Raw genomic sequence first — 20,608 nt, forward strand, 5'->3', positions numbered from 1 at the left:
CTCTCCCCTCGGGGAGAGGGTTGGGGTGAGGGCTGGCGGCGCTGGTCGAGGCAGGGCTTGTGCGAGGGCCGTCACCCTCACCCCTGCCCTCTCCCCGAGGGGAGAGGGAGAAACACCGTCCGCTCATGCCGCGATCTCGTCGAGCTTCACCCGGCCACGCTGGTCTTCCATGGTGCGAGCGAGCAGCTTCACAAGGCTGTAGACGGTGTCGATGTGCGGCGTCGGCGTTTCGGTGAGCCGTGCCAGCTCGACCACGGCGCCGACCAGCGCGTCGATCTCGGGCGCGCGGCCCGCTTCCACGTCCTGCAGCATCGAGGTCTTGTGCTTGCCGACCTTCTCCGCGCCCGCGATGCGCTTCTCCAGCGTCACGCGGAACTCGATGCCGAGCTTGTGCGCGACGGCCTGGGCCTCGCGCATCATTGCCGCGGCGAGCTCGCGCGAAGGCGGGTACTGGCAGATGTCCACGAGCGTGGAATGCGCGAGGCTGCTGATCGGGTTGAAGGTGAGGTTGCCCCACAGCTTGAGCCAGATCTCGGCGCGGATGTTGTCGAGCACCGGCGCCTTGAAACCCGCGCCGGTGAAGCAGGCCGACACGCGCTCGACGCGCTCGCTGGCCGAGCCGTCGAGCTCGCCCACCGGAAAGCGGTCGCCCTCGATGTGCCTGACCACGCCGGGCGCGATGAGCTCCGAAGCCGGATACACCACGCAGCCGATCACCCGCTGCGCCGGAATCTTCGCCGCGAGCGTTCCCGATGGGTCGACGCTGCGCACCGGCGTGCCTTCGAGCGTGCCGCCATGCTTGTGGAAGTACCAGTACGGGATGCCGTTCTGCATGGTCACGACCACCGTGTCCGGCCCGAAGAGCTTCGGCACGTCGTTGGCCACGGCCTCGACCTGGTGGGCCTTCATCGCGAGCACCACGATGTCCTGCGGGCCCGCCTCGTCGTAGCGGTCGGTGGCCTTCACGTTGCGCGCCACCTGTTCCTCGCCTTCGGCCGAGACCAGCCTGATGCCGTTGCGGCCTATGGCTTCGAGGTTGGCGCCACGCACGATGAACGTGACGTCCTCGCCGGCCAGCGCGAGTTTCGCGCCGACCAGTCCGCCGATGGCGCCTGCGCCGATGATTGCAATCTTCATGTCGTCGATCCCCAAGAGTTGAATTCCTTGCGCGACCCTTCGGCTGCGTTCAGCCGAAGCGGTTGCTGAGCTTTCCGATGCCGCCGATCTCGATCTCGACGAGGCTGCCGGGCTTCATGGAGCCGACGCCGATCGAGGTGCCGCAGAGGATCACGTCGCCGCGGTGCAGCGTCATGTCCTGCGAGATGAGGCTCACGAGCTGCTGCACCGAAAAGCGCATGTCGCTGATCGGGTAGTTCTGGCGCTGCTCGCCGTTGAGCGTGGTGGTCACGGTGAGCGTGGCGGGATCGAGGCCGGTGGCCACCACCGGGCCCATGGGGCAGAAGGTGTCGAAGCCCTTGGCGCGCACCCACTGCGCGAAGGACGCGTCGCGGTTGAGGATGTCGGCCACGGTGACGTCGTTGGCGCAGGTGTAACCGAACACGTGGTCGAGCGCGTCGGCTTCGGAGACGGCGGTGGCGGTCTTGCCGATGACGATGCCGAGCTCGCCCTCGAACACCACCTTGCCGTCGCACAGCGGCTTGCGGATGGGCGCGCCGGGCGCGAGGTAAGAATTGGGCGTCTTCAGCAGGTACAGCGGCTCGGCCGGCACCGGCAGGCTCAGCTTGGCGCCCAGCGCGTGGAAGTTGTTCCACAGCGCGATCACCTTGGTCGGCTCGGTGGGCGTGAGCAGCTGCAGCCCCGCGAGCGCGAACACGCGGCCCGTGGGCTCGGAGCTGCCGAACATGTCGCCCTGCCGCTCGTGCACGGCGTCGCCCTCGAGCGTGCCGAAGCCGATGCCACCCGCGTGCTCGAAGCGGACCCATTTCTTCATCTGCTGCTGTTCCATGTTGTTGTCGTCTTTCTGGATGTTGAGGATTCGGGTCCGCCGCCGTTCGATCGGTCAGTCGAACGGCAGGTAGTCGGGCACCACGAGCGAGGCGAGCAGCTTTCCCATGTCCGCCGGATTGCGCGTGACGTGGATGCCGCACTCCTTCATCACCGCGAGCTTTTCCTGCGCCGTGCCGCGGCCTCCGGAGACGATGGCGCCCGCATGGCCCATGCGCTTGCCGGGCGGTGCGCTGGCGCCGGCGATGAAGCCGACCACGGGCTTGGTCATGTGGTCGCGTATCCAGCGCGCGCATTGCTCCTCGGCGTCGCCGCCGATCTCGCCGACCATGATCACGGCGTCGGTGCGCGGGTCGTCGTTGAACATCTTCAGCACGTCGATGTGCCGCAGCCCGCCGACCGGGTCGCCGCCGATGCCCACCACCGTCGACTGCCCGATGCCGAAGCTCGCCAGCTGGCTCGCGGCCTCGTAGGTCAGCGTGCCGGAGCGCGAGACGACGCCGATGCGCCCGCGCTGGTGGATGTGGCCGGGCATGATGCCGATCTTGATCTCGCCGGGCGTGATGAGCCCCGGGCAGTTGGGCCCCAGCAGCAGCGTCTTGCGGCCCTGCATGCGGTGGCGCGTGCGGATCATGTCGCGCACCGGAATGCCCTCGGTGATGCAGATGACGAGGTCGAGCTCGGCATCGACGGCCTCGTCGATGGCGGCGGCCGCGAAAGCCGGCGGCACGTAGATCACGGAGACGGTCGCGCCGGTCTCGGCCTTGGCTTCCTTCACCGTGCCGAAGATCGGGATGCCCGCCATCGACTGGCCGCCCTTCATCGGATTCACGCCCGCCACGAAGCAGTGCCTGCCGTTGCCGTATTCGAGGCAGGCCTGGGTGTGGAACTGGCCCGTCCTGCCGGTGATGCCCTGCGTGATGACGCGGGTGTGCTTGTCGATCAGGATGGACATGCGGCAATCTCCATCGGCTGTTGCTGGAAACAGGAGCGGTTCATCGCGGGCGCTCCCAGTTGCTGGCCGCGCCGATGGCGCGCTGCGCGGCCTCGGCCATGTCGTCGGCGTTGATGATCGACAGGCCCGACTGCGCGAGGATGGTCCGGCCCAGGTCCTCGTTGGTGCCTTTCATGCGCACGATCAGCGGCACCTTGAGGCCGGTCTCGCGCACCGCGTCGACCACGCCGTGTGCGATCACGTCGCACTTCATGATCCCGCCGAAGATGTTGACCAGCACGGCCTTGAGCCTCGGGTTGCGCAGCATCAGCCGCACGGCCTCGGCCACCTTGTCGGCCGTCGCGCCGCCGCCCACGTCGAGGAAGTTGGCGGGCTCGCCGCCGTAGAGCTTGATGGCGTCCATCGTCGCCATCGCGAGGCCCGCACCGTTGACCAGGCAGCCGATGTCGCCGTCGAGCGCGATGTACGAGAGCCCGGCGTCCGAGGCCTCGATCTCCACCGGGTCTTCCTCGTCGAGGTCGCGCATCGCGACGATGTCGGGCTGGCGGAAGAGCGCGTTGTCGTCGAAGTCGAACTTGGCGTCGAGTGCGATCACGCGGCCGTCGCGGGTGAGCACCAGCGGGTTGATCTCGGCCAGCGAGGCGTCGCTGCCGTCGAAGGCCTGCCAGAGGTTCTGCATCAGCACGCGCGCCTGCACCACCGCGCGGTCGGCAATGCCGATGCGTCGCGCGATGCCGTCCGCCTCGGCTACGCCGAGGCCGTTGACGGGGTCGATGAAGAGCCGGTGGATCTTCTCGGGCGTGCGCGCGGCCACTTCCTCGATGTCCATGCCGCCTTCGCTCGAAGCCATCAGCGCCACGCGCTGCGAGTTGCGGTCGACCACGAAGCCCAGGTAGAGCTCCTTGTCGATCTCCACGCTTTCTTCCACCAGCAGCTGCTTCACCACGCGGCCCTCGGGGCCGGTCTGCGGCGTCTGCAGCGTCATGCCGAGCATCTGGCCGGCGTGGCGCCGCACCTCGTCCACCGACCAGGCCGGCTTCACGCCGCCGCCCTTGCCGCGGCCGCCCGCGTGGATTTGCGCCTTGACCACCCAGGCGCGCCCGCCGATGCGGCTGGCGGCCTCGGCGGCCTCGTCGGGCGAGCGGCAGACGAAGCCGCGAGGCGTTGCCACGCCGTATTGGCGCAGCACTTCCTTGCCTTGGTATTCGTGGATGTTCATCGCCGCAATTGCCCTGAATCGTTAATTGGAATTCAGGCGCCCAGCTCGACGCCGTGGCTTTCAGCCCAATTGAAATAGCTCGACGAAGCCATTTCGCGCTTGCGGTGGATTTCCTTCTTCTGCTCGATGGCCACGGCGAGGAATTCCGCGTCGTAGGCCTTCAGCAAATGCGGCTGCTCGGTCTTCAGGTAATGGCCGATGCGCGTATTGGCGTCCTCGCCCAGGCCCATCAGGCGGTCATAGGTCTCGCCGTCCCAATGCCAGCGCAGCCCCAGCTCGAAGAAGGCGGCGTTGTAGGCATTGCGCTCGATCTCGTCGCGCCAGTATTGGATGGGTGACTGGTTTTCCATGATCTTCTCCTTGAATGAATGCCGGATCGATGAATAAGATGGGCAATTCCGGCGAGTTCAAAATGTAGAAGCGATGGACGATAAATAAAAATCAAATGAATTTATAAAAACCATTCATTGCAGGTTATGGATGGAAATTCCGAAATTCCAGCCAGATCGACAACCGGCAATTGATTCGAATCCGGGCGCGCAGGCGCCCTCCGCGCTGCCCGCGAACAGGCAGCGCGCCAGGAAAAAGGAAAACGGCAAGAGGCGGCGGCCCGCGCCGCCGGGCCTCAGATCACGCGTTCGGCCCGCAGGGTCGCCAGGGCGTCCGCGTCGTAACCGAGTTGCCTGAGCACTTCCTCGGTGTGTTCGCCGAGCAGCGGCGAGCGCGTCACCACCGTCGGGCTGTCGGACATCTTGATGGGGTTGCCCACCGTCAGGTACTTGCCGCGCACCGGGTGGTCGACCTCGACGATGGTGCCGGTCTCGCGCAGCGACTCGTCCGCGGCGATCTCCTTCATCGAGAGGATCGGTCCGCACGGAATGTCGTACTCGTTGAGGATGTCCATGGCCTCGAACTTGGTCTTGGTCATGGTCCACTGCTCGATGCGCGCGAAGATCGGCTTCAGGTGCAGCAATCGCGCCGCCGGCGTGGCGTAGGCCTCGTCGGTGATCCAGCCTTCCTCGCCGATGACTTTGCACACCGCCGGCCACACCGCCGCCTGCGTGATGAAGTAGATGTAGGCGTTGGGGTCGGTCTCCCAGCCCTTGCACTTGAGGATGGAGCCGGGCTGGCCGCCGCCCGATGCGTTGCCCGCGCGCGGCACTGCGTCGCCGAACTTGCCGTCGGGGTACTGCGGGTACTCGTGCATGGTGCCGGTGCGCTCCAGCCGCTGCTGGTCGCGCATCTTCACGCGGCACAGGTTGAGCACCGCGTCCTGCATCGGCGCGAGCACCTGCTGGCCGCGCCCGGTGCTGTTGCGCTGGAAGAGCGCCGCGAGGATGCCGAGCGCCAGGTGCAGCCCGGTGCCGCTGTCGCCGATCTGCGCGCCGGTCACGAGCGGCGGGCCGTCCTCGAAGCCGGTGGTGGAGGCCGCGCCGCCCGCGCACTGGGCCACGTTCTCGTAGACCTTGCAGTGCTCGTACTTGCCGGGGCCGAAGCCCTTGACCGAGGCGACGATCATGCGCGGGTTGAGCTTCTGGATGTGGGCCCAGGTGATGCCCATGCGGTCGAGCGCGCCGGGCGCGAAGTTCTCGACCAGCACGTCGCAGGTCTTGATGAGGCTGTCGAGAACCTCCTTGCCCTTGGGGTTCTTGGTATCCAGCGTGATCGAGCGCTTGTTGTGGTTCAGCATCGTGAAGTAGAGGCTGTCCGCGCCGGGAATGTCGCGCAGCTGGCCGCGCGTGGCGTCGCCTTCGCCGGCGCGCTCGACCTTGATCACGTCGGCGCCGAACCAGGCCAGAAGCTGGGTGCAGGTGGGGCCCGACTGCACGTGGGTGAAGTCGAGGATGCGCACGCCCTCGAGTGCTTGGCTCATTGACTGTCTCCTTCTCTGATCATCGTGGCTTCGACTTCTACCAGACGGGCGCGGAGTTTGCGCTCCTCGGCGAAGCGGGCTGTCTCGTCGCGCACGATGGCGACGATGCCCGTGACTTGGTGATCGGCGGAGAACAGCATCGAAACCGTGAAGGCGATCGAAAGGGTGCGACCGTCTTTGTGCAGCGCGGGAACGCGCAGCAGGTCGGCGCCGTACTTGGTGACGCCGGTTTCCATGGTCTTGTGGTAGCCGTCCCAGTGCCGCTGGCGCTGCCTCTGCGGAATGATCAGGTCGAGAGACTGGCCGAGTGCCTCGGCCTCGCTGAAGCCGAAGATGCGTTCGGCGGCGCGGTTCCACAGCGTGATCGCGCCCTGCGCGTCGCACACCATGATCGCATCGCCGGCGCCTTCGACGAGCTGCTTGAAATCGACATTCGCTTGCATGTGAACCTCCGGCGCTTCGTTTAATCCAGGCCAGGCTCCCGCAGCAGCCTCCCCCAGTTCCAGGGACACCGCGGAACCGGCTCCGCCGGGCCGCAGGTGTCGCCCCCTGGAGGGGGTTGGCGCTGCCACACGAAGTGGGCAAGCCTGGGGGTGGGCTTCTACACCGCCTTGGCGGCGTGCAGGCCGGCGATCTGATCCTGGCTGTAGCCGAGCTCCGCCAGCACTTCGTCGGTGTGCTCGCCCAGCAGGGGCGACGCGGTGACTTCGGGCTTGAGGTCAGAGAACTTGATCGGGCTGCCGATGGTCCAGTAAGTGCCGCGCTCCTTGTGCGGGACTTCGACGATCGAGCCGCTCTTGCGCAGCGACTCGTCGTGCAGCAGTTCCTTCATCGAGAGCACCGGGGCGCACGGAATGTCGTACTTGCGGAAGATGTCCACCGCCTCGAACTTGGTCTTGTCCTTGATGAAGTCCTCGATGGTGGCGAAGATCTGCTCGATGTGCGGCTGGCGGGCCTTGGCCGTCATGTAGTCGGGATCGGTCTTCCACTCGGGCTTGCCCAGCGCCTCGCAGATCGGCTCCCAGGCGTGGCCCTGCACCGTGAAGTAGATGTAGGCGTTGGGGTCGGTCTGCCAGCCCTTGCACTTCAGGATCCAGCCGGGCTGGCCGCCGCCGCCGGCGTTGCCGCCGCGCGGCACGACCTTGTCGGCGAACGCGCCCATCTCGTGCGGGTACTGCGGGTACTCCTCGAGGTAGCCCACGCTGTCCAGGCGCTGCTGGTCGCGCATCTTCACGCGGCACAGGTTGAGCACGGCGTCCTGCATCGAGCAGGCCACCTTCTGGCCCTTGCCGGTCTGCTGGCGGCCGATGATGGCCGTCAGGATGCCGATGGCCAGGTGCATGCCGGTGTTGGAGTCGCCCAGCGCGGCAGCCGAGATGGTCGGCACGGAATTGCCGCCCTTCCACCAGCCGGTGGTGGATGCCGCGCCGCCGGCGCACTGCGCCACGTTCTCGTACACCTTCAGGTCCTCGTAGTGGTGGCCTTCGCTGAAGCCCTTGACCGAGGCGACGATCATCTTGGGGTTCAGCTCCTGGATGCGCTCCCAGGTGAAGCCCATGCGGTCGAGCGCGCCGGGGCCGAAGTTTTCCACCAGCACGTCGGATTCGCGGATCAGCTTCTCCAGCACGGCCTTGCCCTCGGGCTTCTTCGTGTCCAGCGTGATCGAGCGCTTGTTGCTGTTGAGCATGGTGAAGTAGAGCGCGTCGACGTCGGGGATGTCGCGCAGCTGCGAGCGCGTCACGTCGCCCGCGCCGGGACGCTCCACCTTGATCACGTCGGCGCCGAACCAGGCCAGCATCTGCGTGCATGCGGGACCGGCCTGCACGTGCGTGAAGTCGATGATCTTGATGCCGTTGAGGGGCTTGTTGCTCATTGGGATATCTCCTTGAATGAAACGGAACGCGGGTTACTTCTTCTTCGCCGTGGCGGGGTTCAGGCTCGTGATGCGGCCGCTCTCGGTGCCCGCCGTCTCGTCGATGACGGCGTTGATGAGGGTCGGGCGGCCCGAGGCGACGGCCTCGGCGAGGGCCTTCTGCAGCTCGTCGGCGGTGGTGGCGTTCACGCCCACGCCGCCGAAGGCTTCCATCAGCTTGTCGTAGCGCGCGTTCTTGACGAACACGGTGGGCGCCACGTCGCTCGTGCCGCTGGGGTTCACGTCGGTGCCGCGGTAGACGCCGTTGTTGTTGAAGACGATCACGCAGACCGGCAGGTTGTAGCGGCAGATGGTTTCCACCTCCATGCCGCTGAAGCCGAAGGCGCTGTCGCCCTCGATGGCGATCACCGGCTTGCCCGTGACCACGGCCGCGGCCACGGAGAAGCCCATGCCGATGCCCATGATCCCCCAGGTGCCCACGTCCAGGCGCTTGCGCGGCTCGTACATGTCGACGATGCTGCGCGCGAAGTCCAGCGTGTTGGCGCCCTCGTTGACGACGATGGCGTCGGGCCGCGCCTTCACCTGGTCGCGGATCACGCTCAGCGCGCTGTGGAAGTTCATCGGCGAGGGCCGCGCGGCCAGCGTGGCGGCCATCTTCGACAGGTTCTTGTCCTTGCGCTCGGCGATGGCGCCGGTCCATTCGGCCGGCGGCTTGGCCCACTTGGCGTCGATGCCGGCCAGCAGCGCGGCCACGCAGGAGCCGATGTCGCCGATCACCGGCGCCTCGATGGCGACGTTGCTGTCGATCTCGGTCGGGGCGATGTCGATCTGGATGAATCGCTTGGCGCCCTTCTCCTGAGCCCAGGTCTTGCCCTTGCCGTGCGAGAGCAGCCAGTTCAGGCGCGCGCCGATCAGCACCACCACGTCGGCTTCCTGCAGCACGTAGGAGCGCGCGGCCGATGCCGACTGCGCGTGCGTGTCGGGCAGCAGGCCCTTGGCCATGGACATCGGCAGGTAGGGAATACCCGTCTTCTCGACCAGCGCGCGGATGTCGGCGTCGGCCTGCGCGTAGGCGGCACCCTTGCCGAGCAGGATCAGCGGACGCTTGGCGCCCTTGAGCAGTTCGAGGGCGCGGTTCACCGCGTCGGCAGCGGGAATCTGGCGCGGCGCGGCGTCCACCACCTTGATGAGCGAGGCCTTGCCGGCGGCCGCTTCCATGGTCTGCGCGAAGAGCTTGGCCGGCAGGTCGAGGTAGACGCCGCCCGGACGGCCCGAGAGCGCGGCGCGGATGGCGCGCGCGATGCCCACGCCGATGTCCTGCGCGTGCAGCACGCGGAAGGCGGCCTTGCACAGCGGCTTGGCGATGGCCAGCTGGTCCATCTCCTCGTAGTCGCCCTGCTGCAGGTCGACGATCTCGCGCTCGCTGGAGCCGCTGATGAGGATCATCGGGAAGCAGTTGGTGGTGGCGTTGGCAAGCGCGGTCAGGCCGTTGAGGAAGCCGGGCGCCGACACGGTCAGGCAGATGCCGGGCTTCTGCGTGAGGAAGCCGGCTGCCGCCGCCGCGTTGCCGGCGTGCTGCTCGTGGCGGAAGGAGATCACGCGCAGCCCTTCGGCCTGGGCCATGCGCGTGAGGTCGGTGATCGGGATGCCGGGCAGGCCGAAGATGGTGTCGATGCCATTGAGCTTGAGGGCATCGATGACGAGGTGGAAGCCGTCGATGGTCTCGCCCTCGGGCGCGTTGTCTTCCGTCACGCTCTTGAGCGCGCGCACCACCGCGTCGCCGTCGGCGTCACGGGTTTTCGCGGACTTGAGGGCTTCGCTCAGCGTGGTGGTCGCCTCTTTCTCTGTTCTGACTGAAGACATGTCTCTCCTTCTGCATGGGTGAATGGCCGAGGCCCGAGCCGCGACTATGATTCGGGCCAAACTTTCGGCCGTTGACCTCGGTCAACTTTCCCGAAAACGGCGACGGCCCCGATGACCGGCGCCGGCAGCGAAATCGAGCAAGACGGTGACCATGACGACGTTGGAAAACCACCCGGAGAAGAACATCATTCGCGCCCAGCTGCGGCAGAACGTGCTTCTCAAGGACCTGAGCGAAGCCGACCGCGCGGAGCTCGAGGCGCACCTGGTCATCGTGGACGGCAACAAGGGCGAGTTCCTGCTGCACCAGGGCGTGCGGGAGATGGAGCAGTACTTCATCCTCGACGGCATCCTCAAGCGGGTGGTGAGCAACCCGGAGGGCAAGGAAATGATCCTTCGCTTCGCCGACGAGAACGACATGGAGACGAGCTACGCTGCGCTGCGGCTGGGCACGCCCACGCCCTACGGCATCGTCTGCGTGACCAAGGCGCGGGTGGCGAGCCTGCCGCTGAAGGAGTGGATCGCCTTCTTGAACAGGCATCCCGAGACCAAGGAACTGTTCGAGTTCCTCGTGATGCGCGGCATGAGCGAGATCATGGCGCACACGATCACGCTGCACCTGCTCGACGCGGCCGGGCGCGTGCACCGCTTCATGCGCAAGCACCCGGAGCTGGAAGACCGGATTCCGAGCAAGGAACTGGCTTCGTATCTGAATCTCTCGGCGGAAACCCTTAGCCGGCTGCGCAAGCGCGGAAAGATCTGAGTCTGTCTTGGCATTGGTTCCCTCTCCCGCTTGCGGGAGAGGGTCAGGGTGAGGGTGCGGCGGCTTCCATCGCAGCACCATTGGCAAGTTCCAGCGCCCTTCCCTCACCCCCCCTCTCCCGCACACGGGAGAAGGAGCAAGACCGAATACAGAGCCCGGCGCTCAGGTCTGCTTCGCCGAAGCAAAGCGCCGCGTGCTGGCCATCAGCCTCAGCTGGTTGTGCACGCCGCTCACGCCCGAGACCTCAGCCGCGACAGCCTCGGCCTGCGCCCGCTCGTCGGAATTCAGCACGATTCCGCGCAGCAGCAGTTCGCCATGATTCGCGGTGATCGTCACGTTGATGTCCCGCGTCGCCTCGTGCTCCTTCAGCGCCGCGCGCACGCGCGCCTCCAGCGCCATGTTGGCGAGCAGCGCACGCGAGGCCGGTGTCTCCGCGAACTCGGGGCGGTTCACCATCAGCCGGATCTGCTCGACGCAACTCTCGACAGAAAGGCGGTCGGTGTTGAGCACCAGGTCGTAGAGCACCGGGTCGCCCCAGGTCACGCCGAACTGCGCGTGCATGCGCGCGGCGTGCGCCTGGTCGCTGCGGCGGATCTCGGCTTCGGCGAACTCGGCGTCGTCGGTCTCGAGGTCGCCCATCAGCCATTCGACGCGCTTCTTCATCGAGCGCGTGATGCGCACGCACACCACGTGCGGCACCGGCCGCAGCAGGCAGGTGGCGCCCCAGCCGCGCAGCACCACGTTGCCGCGGTCGGCCAGCGCGAAGAGTTCTTCGGCGGTGTAGAGCGCCACGCTGCGCCGGTCGGTGGTGAGGCGCTCCACCAGGCCTGCCTTGCCGCTGCGCAGCCGGCCGATGAGGCTGGTGGAGACCTGCATGCGGTCCGCGACGTGCTCGATGACCTCGTGGCGCATCACGGCGAGGCCCAGCGTCTCGGCGAGTTTCAGCGAAACATCCTTCGCGAGGGAACCCATCTCCTGGGTCAGTGCGATCACTGGCATGTGCTGGCCTCCTTCGTCAATCCACCGGCCGTTCGACGGCGAACTCGTCGGCCTTCTTCGGCTTCCTGACGAAGGCCAGCGCCTTGGAGATCAGCGGCCAGAACAGCAGCACCAGCGCCAGCGTGGTGATGGTGCCCACCAGCGGGTTGGAGAACATCACCATCACGTCGCCCTGCGACACCAGCATGGCCTGGCGGAAGGAGTCTTCCGCCTTGTCGCCGAGCACCAGCGCCAGCACCAGCGGCGCGAGCGGGAAGTCGAGCTTCTTGAAGAGATAGCCCAGCACGCCGAATCCCAGCATGAACCAGATGTCGAGCATCGCGTTGTGCACGGTGTAGGCGCCGATGGCGCAGATCACGATGATCACCGGCGCGATGATCGAGAACGGAATGCGCAGGATCGATGCGAAGAGCGGCACGGTGCTCAGCACCACGATCAGCCCGACGATGTTGCCGAGGTACATGCTGGCGATGAGGCCCCAGACGAAGTCCTTCTGCTCCACGAAGAGCAGCGGCCCAGGCTGCAGGCCCCAGATCAGCAGGCCGCCCAGCAGCACCGCGGCGGTGGGCGAGCCGGGAATGCCCAGCGCCAGCATCGGCAGCAGCGCGCTGGTGCCGGCCGCGTGCGCGGCGGTCTCGGGCGCGACCACGCCTTCCGTCTCGCCGGTGCCGAACTTGGCGCCCTTCTTCGACATCTTCTTGGCGAGGCCGTAGGCCATGAAGGAAGCCGGCGTGGCACCGCCGGGCGTGATGCCCATCCAGATGCCGATGAGCGAGCTGCGGATGGAGGTCATCCAGTACCTGGGCAGCTGCTTCCAGGTCTGCCACACCACCTTCGGATCGATCTTGGCGCTCTTGCCGGAGAACTTCAGACCCTCTTCCATCGACAGCAGGATCTCGCCGATACCGAACAGGCCGATCACCGCGATCAGGAAATCGAAGCCGCGCATCAGCTCGGGCTGGCCGAAGGTCAGGCGCAGCTGGCCGGTGACGGTGTCCATGCCCACGCTGGCGAGCGCGAAGCCCAGCGCCATCGACGCGAGGATCTTGAAGGGCGAGCCCTTGCCCATGCCGACGAAGCTGCAGAAGGTCAGCAGGTACACCGCGAAGAACTCGGGCGAGCCGAACTTGAGCGCGAACTTCGCGACCAGCGGCGCGAGGAAGGTGATCATCACCACCGCGAGGAACGCGCCCACGAAGGAGGACGTGAACGCGGTGGTGAGCGCCGCGCCCGCCTGCCCGTTCTGCGCCATCGGGTAGCCGTCGAAGGTGGTGGCCACCGACCATGGCTCGCCCGGTATGTTGAACAGGATCGAGGTGATGGCCCCGCCGAAGAGCGCTCCCCAGTAGATGCACGACAGCATGATGATGGCCGAGGTCGGCGACATCGTGAAGGTGAGCGGCAGCAGGATCGCCACGCCATTGGCGCCGCCGAGCCCCGGCAGCACGCCGATCAGCACGCCGAGGATGATGCCGAGGAACATCAGGCCGATGTTCATCGGCGAGAGGATCACGTAGAAGCCCTGCATCAGGGCACTGATTTCTTCCATTTCGCTTGTGCTCCTTGGTTCGGGTTCAGTAGCCGAGGAATCGAAGCGGATCGAGCGCGCCCTTGAACAGCGGCACCTTGAACCAGACCTCGAACATGCAGAAGAAGAGCGCGTTCACGGCCAGCGCGGCGAACACGCTCTTGAACCACGCGTACTTGCCCAGCACCATCATGAAGAGCGCGATGTAGATCGCCGACGCCACGTAGATGCCGAGGAAGGAAATCGCCAGCACGTAGACCGTGGCGGGCACGAGCACCGACAGCACGCGCCTGAGCTGCACCGAGTCGACGAAGACCGCGGTGTTGCGGTTCTTGCCAAGCAGCGACTGGTAGAGGATGCCGGCGCCCGAAATCGTGATGATCACGCCGATGAAGAACGGGAAGTAGCCCGCGCCGGGGCCGTCGGTGGTCCAGCCGGCGCCGAGCTTGCGCGCCTCGAAGACCACCACCAGGCCGATGACCAGCAGCGCCACGGCCACCGCCGCTTCTACGAGGTGGGTGGAGATGCCCGTGCGCGCCGGGCCCCCGGATGATTCGTCGTGCTCCATGGAGCCCCCATCGTGGTTGTTTGAAAAAAGAAGGAATGCGGCGTGCGCCCGCGGCGCACGCGCCCGCTGCCGCGGGGCGCGGCAGTCGGTCGTCGGCGGTCTGCCCGCCTACTTGTTGCTCGCGAGGAAGCCCGCGTCGGACATCAGCGTGCGGTGCGTGGTCTCGGCCTCGGCGAGCCACTTCGCGAAGGCGTCGCCGGTCATGAAGGTCGGGTTGAAGGCGCCCTTCTCCATGTACTCCTTCCACTCCGGCGTGGCCGCCACCTTGGTCAGCAGGTCCTTGTAGAAGGCGAGCTGGTCGGGGGTGACGCCCGGCGGCATGAAGATGCCGCGCAGCATCGTGTACCTGGTCGGCACGCCCGCTTCCTTGCAGGTGGGGATGTCGTTCCACGACTGTGTGTCGGTGACCTTGGCCTTGAAGGGCATGCGCTCGTCGTCGAACACGCACAGCGCGCGCAGCTTGCCCGCGCGCCATTGCGCCACCGCCTCGATCGGGTTGTTCACCGTCGACTGCACGTGCCCGCCCACCAGCTGCACCGCCACCTCGCCGCCGCCCTTGAACGGCACGTAGATGAATTTGGTGCCAGTGGCCTTCTCGAGCGCGACCGTGATGATCTGGTCTTCCTGCTTCGAGCCGGTGCCGGCCATCTTGAACTTGTTCGGCCCCGCGGTCTTCACCGCCGCGACGTACTCGCCCGCGCTCTTGTAGGGCTCGGAGGCGTTGGTCCACAGCACGAACTGGTCGAGCGCCAGCATCGCGACCGGCGTCATGTCCTTCCAGTTGAAGGGCACGCCCGTGGCCATCGGCGTGGTGAACAGGTTCGACAGCGAGATGACGATCTTGTGCGGATCGCCCTTTGCCTCCTTCACCGCCAGGAAGCCCTCGGCGCCCGCGCCGCCGGACTTGTTGACGACGATCAGCGGCTCCTTCATCAGCTTGTATTTGATGACGATGCCCTGCAGCAGCCGCCCCATCTGGTCGGCGCCCCCGCCGGTGCCGGCGGGAATCACGAACTCCACCGGCTTGGTGGGTTCCCATGCGAAGGCAGGCGCGGCACCGGTCGCCAGCGCCATCGCGGCGGTTGTCGTGGCAAGAACGGCAGTCGCGCGGCTCAGAACATTCAAGGCGATCTTCTTCATCAGGTTGTCTCCTGTGTAGTGATTTCGCTCTTTTTTGTTCTTGAATCTGAGCAGAGATGCGAACGGGCACGATGGTGCGCGCCAGCGATTCGAGGCGGCTTGATCGCGGTCAACTTTTTGCAGATTTCGTATCGGGGTAAGCCCGCGCTGGCGATGCGCGAGGGGCCGGGCGCGGCCCCGGCCGGGGCTGTCATCGCGAACCCTATAAAATCGCGGGCGCACCGCAGCTCGCCGCTTCGTGCATCCCCATCCGGTCTTCGTAGTTCAATGGATAGAACGGGGTCCTCCTAAGACTCAGATACAGGTTCGATTCCTGTCGAAGGCACCACCAGATCGCCAAGTCGTTGAATCGCAACGGCTTTTCAAGACCCCAGGCAGGCCCGGCGCAAGCCCCGCCCACACGCGGGTCCGGGTCAACGACCAGTCACACGCCCTCGGTCTAATCCGCGCGTGACATCAGACGCCCACCTTCTCCTCCCCTCCTCCGGCTCCCGCAACATCCTCGGTCGCCGCCTCCTGTTCACCTTCTCGGCCGTCCTGCTGCTGACCCTCGCGGGCTCCGGCATCGGCATTCGTTCGCTCGCCAAGGTCGACGAGGCCACGCGCGAAGCCATCCAGCAGCGCGGCGTGTCGGAGCGCATCGTGGCCGACGCCTACCGCCTGCAGGCGATCAATGCCGAGCGCTACAAGGCGATGGCGCTGAGCTCCGAACCCGAGGTCGGCGAGATTCTTGCGGCGGACATCCGCGCAACCGCCGCCAGTTACGACGAACTGATCAAACAGCTCGACCAGCGACTGCACGACGAGGCCGACCGCGCATTGCTCGCGCAGGCCGACGCCGCCGCCAGGGACTTCGCGGGCGCCGTCAAGGAACTGATCGCCGCGCGCGACTCGGGCCTCACCGAGCGCATCCGCAACGTGTACGCGCAGCGCTTCCAGCCCAGTTCGGCCGCGCTGCTGGCCGCCGTTTCCAGGCTCGCGCAATCGCAGCGGCTGGCCATCGACGTGGCAGGCGAGCACGTCGCCGAGCTGAGCGCCTCCGCGCGCATTGCGCTGGTGCTGTTCAGCGTGGCCGCGCTGCTGCTGGGCGGTGTGCTGGCGCTGGGGCTGATGCGCAGCATTGGCAGGCCGATCAGGCTCGCGAGCGACACAGCCGGACGCGTGGCCACCCTCGACCTGCGCCAGGACATCGAGGGCCACTCCCGCGACGAGGCGGGCCAGATGCTGCAGGCGCTGGGCGCCATGCAGGGCGCACTGCGCGAGCTGGTGCAGCGCGTGCGCGAGTCGGTGCAGAACGTGCGCACGGCGGCCGCCGAGATCGCGCACGGCAACTCGGAACTCTCGGCACGCACCGAAGGCGCCGCGGCCAGCCTGCAGCAGACGGCGGCGGCGCTCGGGCAGGTCATGCACAACGCGCAGCAATCGAGCACGGCCGCCGGCGAGGCCGAACGCATGGCCGGGGCCGCCGCCACGGTCGCAGCGCAGGGCGGCGAGGCGGTGTCCCAGGTGGTGAGCACCATGCAGGACATCCGGCGCGAATCGCACAGGGTGGCCGACATAACCGGCGTGATCGACGCCATCGCCTTCCAGACGAACATCCTGGCGCTCAATGCCGCGGTCGAGGCTGCGCGGGCCGGCGACGCGGGACGCGGCTTCGCGGTGGTCGCGTCTGAGGTGCGGCAGCTGGCCACGCGATCGGCCGCGGCTGCCCGCGAGATCAAGGGCCTGATCGAGAACTCGGTGCAGCGCATCGAGTCGGGCACCGCGCTCGCCGACGACGCTGGCCGCACGATGGGGCGCATCGTCGCTTCCATCGGCCAGGTCGCCGACACGGTCGGCGCCATCACGATGGCGACGCAGTCGCAGGTGCAGGACATCGCCCAGATCGACGCCGCCGTCGCCCGGCTGGACGAAATGACGCAGAAGAACGCGGCCATGGTCGAGGAATCGGCCGCCGTATCGGAAAGCCTGCGCGACCAGGCCCGCAACCTGGGCACGCTCATCAGCCAGTTCGTGCTGCCCTGCGACGTAACGCGCGACGCACTGCCCTCGGCACCGCGCCGCGACTTCTCCCGCGACATCCCGGTGTCGCCGCGGCTGCGGCCCGCGGCCTGATCCGCGGCCCGGCGGCTGCTTGCGCCCCGGCCTTCGTTACGTACTGACAAGGTAACAGCGCTACGTAACAAGTGCCGAAGTGCGTCCGCCCGGCGCTTTCATCGCGACGTGGCTCCGGCAAAAATCTCCATGTAAATCAACAGTTTGCGCGCACCTTGCCCCACGCCGGCGCCTGCGCAAAAAAGCGGCACACAAGTTGCCCCGTCAGCCACTCCCACTACCGAGGAGGCTGCCATGGCGGATGCCAACACAACGATTTCTTCGATCGCCGGAGGCGCCGACAGCAGTGCCGCCACGCCGGTGATCCTCGCGCAGGCGACGGTCCGGCCGGTCGCTCCCATGGGGGCGGCCACCGCCGCCTCGGCAACACCGGCTGCGGCGCCGGCCGGCATCGGGTCACTGTCGAATGCGACGCCCGGCACGGTCGTCATGCGCGACGGCGTGGCGATTCCGGTGTCCGGCAACCAGACGCTGATGGCCGGCGACCGCGTGATCGTTCCGCAGGACGGCCATGCCAACGTTCTATTTCCCGGATCGGCCACCAACAAGGCACCCCTGGCCGGCGTGTTCACGGGCGGCACGGACGCCACCATCAGCTCGACCAAGCTCGCGAGCGGCCTGGAGCAGGTGAACGTGGACGTGGCCTCCGGCGACCTGGAAGTGACCGCGCCCGACAGCGACGCCGAAGCCGCCGCGCTCGCGGTGAGCAAGAAGACCGCTGCCGGCAGCGGCATCGGGCTGGGCGAATTCGCGCTCGGCGCGCTGGGCGCCGCCGGGCTCGCGGCGGCACTGGGCGGCGGCGGGGGCAGCGACGGCGCGGTCCCCTTCTTCGTTCCGGGCATCGGCGAAAGCGATGCGGATGCAGACGCGGACGCCGATGCCGACGCGGATGCGGATGCGGACGGCGACTCGGATGCGGATGCCGACGCTGACGCCGACGCCGACGCCGATTCGGACGCCGATGCCGATTCGGACGCGGACTCCGATGCGGACGCCGACTCGGACGCCGACTCGGATGCCGACGCCGACGCGGACGCCGACCACCTGCTCGACCCAGGCGACGGCGCCGCCGACCATCTTGTCGGAGCCCTCGACAACCTGCTCGGCCTCGGCGGAGGCGGCGGTACGGCCGCCGCCGCGCGCAGTGCCGCGGTCACGAGCTCCGCGCCCACGCTCTCGTCGCTGATGCCCACGGTCGACGGCCTCACCGACCTCGTGGACGACGTGCTCTCGCCCATCGCGGGCAACGAATTCAGGCCCGACGATCCGAACGCCTTCGACCCGCTGGACGACACTGTCGACGGCATCACCGCCGACCTCGGCGGCGTGCTCACACCCGTGGTCGACGGCCTGCTGGGCGCCGGCCTCACCGGCGCGCTCATCGGCTCGCTGAACGGCCAGGTCGACTACCTGACCGACGCGCTCGGCAACATCCTCGACAACGTGCTCGGTGGCGACGGACTGCTCGGCGGCGTAACCACCGGCCTGGGCATCGACGGCCTCGTCGACCAGATCGTCGGCGACGAAGGCGTGGTCAGCCAGGTGCTCGACGGCCTGCTCGGCGAAGGCAGCCTCGTGGGCAGCGTGCTCGGCGAAGACGGATTGGTCGGGCAGCTGCTTGGCGATGGCGGCTTGCTTGGCGGGCTGCTGGGCGGCGTACTCGGCGGCGATGGCGGCCTCCTCGGCGGCGTGCTGGGCGACGACGGCCTGCTGGGCGGCGTACTCGGTGGCGATGGCGGCCTGCTCGGTGGCGTGCTGGGCGACGACGGCCTGCTGGGCGGCGTGCTCGGTGGCGATGGCGGCCTCCTCGGCGGCGTGCTGGGTGACGACGGCCTGCTGGGCGGCGTACTCGGCGGCGATGGCGGCCTGCTCGGCGGCGTGCTGGGTGACGACGGCCTGTTGGGCGGCGTACTCGGTGGCGATGGCGGCCTGCTCGGCGGCGTGCTGGGTGACGACGGCCTTCTGGGTGGCCTGCTGAGCGGCGACGACGGCCTGCTCGGAGGCGTACTCGGCGGCGACGGCTCGCTCGCCGGCCTGCTCGGCAGCGAGGGCCTCACCGGCGGCTTGCTGGGCGGCGACGGGCTGGTCGACAGCCTGCTCGGTCCCGACGGCGTGGCCGGAGGACTGCTTGGCACAACACCCCTCGGCGGCTTGCTCGGCGGCGAAGACGGCCTGCTCAGCGGCGTGCTGGGCGACAACGGCCTGATCGGCGGCCTCCTCGGTGGAGACGGCCTGCTGGGCGGGGTTCTTGGCGACGACGGCCTCCTCGGTGCCGATGGCCCGCTGGGCGGTCTGCTCGGTGGCGATGGTGGCCTGCTCGGCGGCGTGCTGGGTGATGGCGGCCTGCTGGGCGGCGTGCTCGGTAGCGACGGCGGCCTCCTCGGCGGCGTGCTGGGCGACGACGGCCTGCTGGGCGGCGTACTCGGTGGCGATGGCGGCCTCCTCGGCGGCGTGCTGGGCGACGGCGGCCTGCTGGGCGGCGTGCTCAGCGAAGACGGTCTCGTCGGCGGCCTGCTCGGCGGCGTCACCAACGGCGATGCCGGTGGCCTGGTCGGTGGCCTCCTCGGTGAAGACGGCCTCGTCGGCGGCCTGCTCGGCGGCGTCACCAACGGCGATGCCGGTGGCTTGGTCGGTGGTCTCCTCGGTGAAGACGGCCTCGTCGGCGGCCTGCTCGGCGGCGTCACCAACGGCGATGCCGGCGGCCTGGTCGGTGGTCTCCTCGGTGAAGACGGCCTCGTCGGCGGCCTGCTCGGCGGAGTGACCGGCGGCGGCGGCACCGGCGGCCTGCTGGGTGGCGTGCTCGGCGAAGACGGCATCGTGAACAACCTGCTCGGCGACGAAGGCCTGGTCGGCAGCGTGCTGGGCGCAGACGGCCTGGTCGGCCGCCTGCTCGGCTCGCTCGGCGGCGACGACGGCCCGGTGGCCAACGTGCTGCAGTCGGCGACCAGCGAAGCGGCTGCTCCGGCGGCACATGCGGCCTCCAGCGCGGCGGCGCCGGCGACCGACATCCTGGCCGGCACTTCCGGCACCGTGGCGCCGGTGGCCGAGACAGTGGCCCACGTGGCCGAAGGCGCGGCCGGTGCAGTGGCTTCCGGCGTGGGCGAAGTCGTCGCGCCGATCACCAGCCAGGTCGAGCAGACGGTGAGCCACGTGGTGAACCCGGTCACCAACATCCTGCACGGCCTGCTGGGCTGAGCGGGCCACCCGCTCGCCCGCTGCCGGCCCCGGGGTGCCGATGTAGGCAGGCGCTCACGCACTTGCCTTGCAATGTCCCGCATGGGCGGGCGCTGCGCAGAGTCAATGTGGAGGTTCCGTGGATCCCGGTTCCTCCTCACGACGCATCCGTGCGTCGTTAAGCGCTCCCTCGAGGGGCGCTTTTTTTTGGGGGGCGTGCGTGAACGCCGCTGCTCCTCAGCGGATCAGGCTCATCGGCGCGACCTGCGGCGTCACCTTCTGCTCGGTCGCCGTCAGCAGCTGGCCGTTCGATTCCTTCCAGCACATGAGGTTGGTGGTGCCCGAGCCCGCCGGTCCCGGCGCCTGTATCGATACCGCCTTCCATCCCTTGCAGACGCCGCCGACGGTGGTGGGGCGGTCGAGAAACACGTAGTCGGTGCCGGCGTCGATGCGCATCACGCCCGCCACGCCGGGCGGAAGCGGCTTGCGCGTCTGGGCGGACGCCGCGCATGCGGCCGTGGCCACGGCGATGCCCAGGAAGAAGATGCGAGTGCGCCCCATGTGTGCCGCTCCGGT

At 67.9% G+C, this 20,608-nt stretch carries 17 protein-coding genes and 1 tRNA gene; 4 read left to right on the plus strand and 14 right to left on the minus strand.

The window, feature by feature from the left end; translation table 11 throughout:
* Nucleotides 1-123 precede the first annotated feature (123 nt).
* The 9 genes from ABL838_RS26940 to oxc all read right to left on the minus strand — a co-directional run bounded on the left by ABL838_RS26940 (nucleotide 124) and on the right by oxc (nucleotide 9,748).
* Nucleotides 124-1,137 (minus strand): 2-dehydropantoate 2-reductase, encoded by a 1,014-nt coding sequence (locus tag ABL838_RS26940; protein WP_184640795.1) that lies wholly within the window; start codon nucleotides 1,135-1,137, stop codon nucleotides 124-126.
* A 49-nt stretch (nucleotides 1,138-1,186) separates the two neighbouring features.
* A complete protein-coding gene (locus ABL838_RS26945; protein ID WP_369660801.1) occupies nucleotides 1,187-1,966 on the minus strand; it encodes a fumarylacetoacetate hydrolase family protein in 780 nt (259 codons plus the stop codon).
* Nucleotides 1,967-2,020: 54 nt separating this feature from the next.
* Nucleotides 2,021-2,920 carry a succinate--CoA ligase subunit alpha gene (sucD, locus tag ABL838_RS26950; protein WP_126023594.1) on the minus strand — a complete coding sequence of 300 codons (900 nt, stop codon included), beginning with the start codon at nucleotides 2,918-2,920 and terminating at the stop codon, nucleotides 2,021-2,023.
* Nucleotides 2,921-2,960: 40 nt separating this feature from the next.
* Nucleotides 2,961-4,139: an ADP-forming succinate--CoA ligase subunit beta gene (gene sucC, locus ABL838_RS26955; RefSeq protein ID WP_369660799.1), complete on the minus strand. Its 1,179-nt coding sequence runs from the start codon at nucleotides 4,137-4,139 to the stop codon at nucleotides 2,961-2,963.
* A 32-nt stretch (nucleotides 4,140-4,171) separates the two neighbouring features.
* Nucleotides 4,172-4,489, minus strand: coding sequence for a hypothetical protein (locus tag ABL838_RS26960; RefSeq protein ID WP_369660798.1), 318 nt, complete (start codon nucleotides 4,487-4,489; stop codon nucleotides 4,172-4,174).
* Nucleotides 4,490-4,764: 275 nt separating this feature from the next.
* Entirely contained in the window at nucleotides 4,765-6,012 is a 1,248-nt protein-coding gene (gene frc / locus ABL838_RS26965; RefSeq protein WP_126023597.1) for a formyl-CoA transferase, read from the minus strand.
* Nucleotides 6,009-6,455: a PAS domain-containing protein gene (locus ABL838_RS26970; protein WP_126023598.1), complete on the minus strand. Its 447-nt coding sequence runs from the start codon at nucleotides 6,453-6,455 to the stop codon at nucleotides 6,009-6,011. Before ABL838_RS26970 ends, frc (ABL838_RS26965) begins: the two co-directional genes overlap by 4 nt.
* Nucleotides 6,456-6,613: 158 nt before the next feature.
* On the minus strand, nucleotides 6,614-7,885 hold the full coding sequence (frc, locus tag ABL838_RS26975) for a formyl-CoA transferase (protein ID WP_418117900.1): 1,272 nt from the start codon (nucleotides 7,883-7,885) through the stop codon (nucleotides 6,614-6,616).
* Nucleotides 7,886-7,918: 33 nt separating this feature from the next.
* A complete protein-coding gene (gene oxc, locus ABL838_RS26980; protein WP_418122747.1) occupies nucleotides 7,919-9,748 on the minus strand; it encodes an oxalyl-CoA decarboxylase in 1,830 nt (609 codons plus the stop codon).
* A 151-nt stretch (nucleotides 9,749-9,899) separates the two neighbouring features.
* Here oxc and ABL838_RS26985 point away from each other — a divergent pair, with 151 nt between their 5' ends.
* The gene (locus tag ABL838_RS26985; protein WP_126023601.1) at nucleotides 9,900-10,508 is read left to right on the plus strand and encodes a Crp/Fnr family transcriptional regulator; all 609 of its coding nucleotides are present in this window, start codon (nucleotides 9,900-9,902) and stop codon (nucleotides 10,506-10,508) included.
* 162 nt (nucleotides 10,509-10,670) lie between these two features.
* On the opposite strand, the gene ABL838_RS26990 is transcribed toward ABL838_RS26985, so the two are convergent.
* The 4 genes from ABL838_RS26990 to ABL838_RS27005 all read right to left on the minus strand — a co-directional run bounded on the left by ABL838_RS26990 (nucleotide 10,671) and on the right by ABL838_RS27005 (nucleotide 14,743).
* Nucleotides 10,671-11,507: a cytidylate kinase family protein gene (locus ABL838_RS26990; protein ID WP_184640801.1), complete on the minus strand. Its 837-nt coding sequence runs from the start codon at nucleotides 11,505-11,507 to the stop codon at nucleotides 10,671-10,673.
* A gap of 16 nt (nucleotides 11,508-11,523) precedes the next feature.
* Complete coding sequence (locus tag ABL838_RS26995; RefSeq protein WP_126023603.1) at nucleotides 11,524-13,056, minus strand: tripartite tricarboxylate transporter permease; 1,533 nt, start codon at nucleotides 13,054-13,056, stop codon at nucleotides 11,524-11,526.
* 25 nt (nucleotides 13,057-13,081) lie between these two features.
* The gene (locus ABL838_RS27000; protein WP_126023604.1) at nucleotides 13,082-13,603 is read right to left on the minus strand and encodes a tripartite tricarboxylate transporter TctB family protein; all 522 of its coding nucleotides are present in this window, start codon (nucleotides 13,601-13,603) and stop codon (nucleotides 13,082-13,084) included.
* A gap of 108 nt (nucleotides 13,604-13,711) precedes the next feature.
* Nucleotides 13,712-14,743, minus strand: coding sequence for a Bug family tripartite tricarboxylate transporter substrate binding protein (locus tag ABL838_RS27005; RefSeq protein WP_126023605.1), 1,032 nt, complete (start codon nucleotides 14,741-14,743; stop codon nucleotides 13,712-13,714).
* A gap of 253 nt (nucleotides 14,744-14,996) precedes the next feature.
* On the opposite strand from ABL838_RS27005, the gene ABL838_RS27010 reads away from it, so the two are divergent.
* From ABL838_RS27010 to ABL838_RS27020, 3 genes are all read left to right on the plus strand, one after another.
* A tRNA-Arg gene (locus ABL838_RS27010) sits at nucleotides 14,997-15,071 on the plus strand.
* Nucleotides 15,072-15,193: 122 nt separating this feature from the next.
* Nucleotides 15,194-16,858, plus strand: a complete 1,665-nt coding sequence (locus ABL838_RS27015; RefSeq protein ID WP_418122748.1) for a methyl-accepting chemotaxis protein — start codon at nucleotides 15,194-15,196, stop codon at nucleotides 16,856-16,858.
* 234 nt (nucleotides 16,859-17,092) lie between these two features.
* Nucleotides 17,093-20,053: a hypothetical protein gene (locus ABL838_RS27020; protein ID WP_418122749.1), complete on the plus strand. Its 2,961-nt coding sequence runs from the start codon at nucleotides 17,093-17,095 to the stop codon at nucleotides 20,051-20,053.
* Between the two features lie 216 nt (nucleotides 20,054-20,269).
* Here ABL838_RS27020 and ABL838_RS27025 read toward each other — a convergent pair whose 3' ends face one another.
* Entirely contained in the window at nucleotides 20,270-20,593 is a 324-nt protein-coding gene (locus ABL838_RS27025; RefSeq protein ID WP_418122750.1) for a hypothetical protein, read from the minus strand.
* Nucleotides 20,594-20,608: the final 15 nt, after the last annotated feature.

Source organism: Variovorax sp. 160MFSha2.1, assembly GCF_048305075.1.
In the GTDB taxonomy this organism is placed as follows: Bacteria; Pseudomonadota; Gammaproteobacteria; order Burkholderiales; family Burkholderiaceae_C; genus Variovorax; species Variovorax guangxiensis.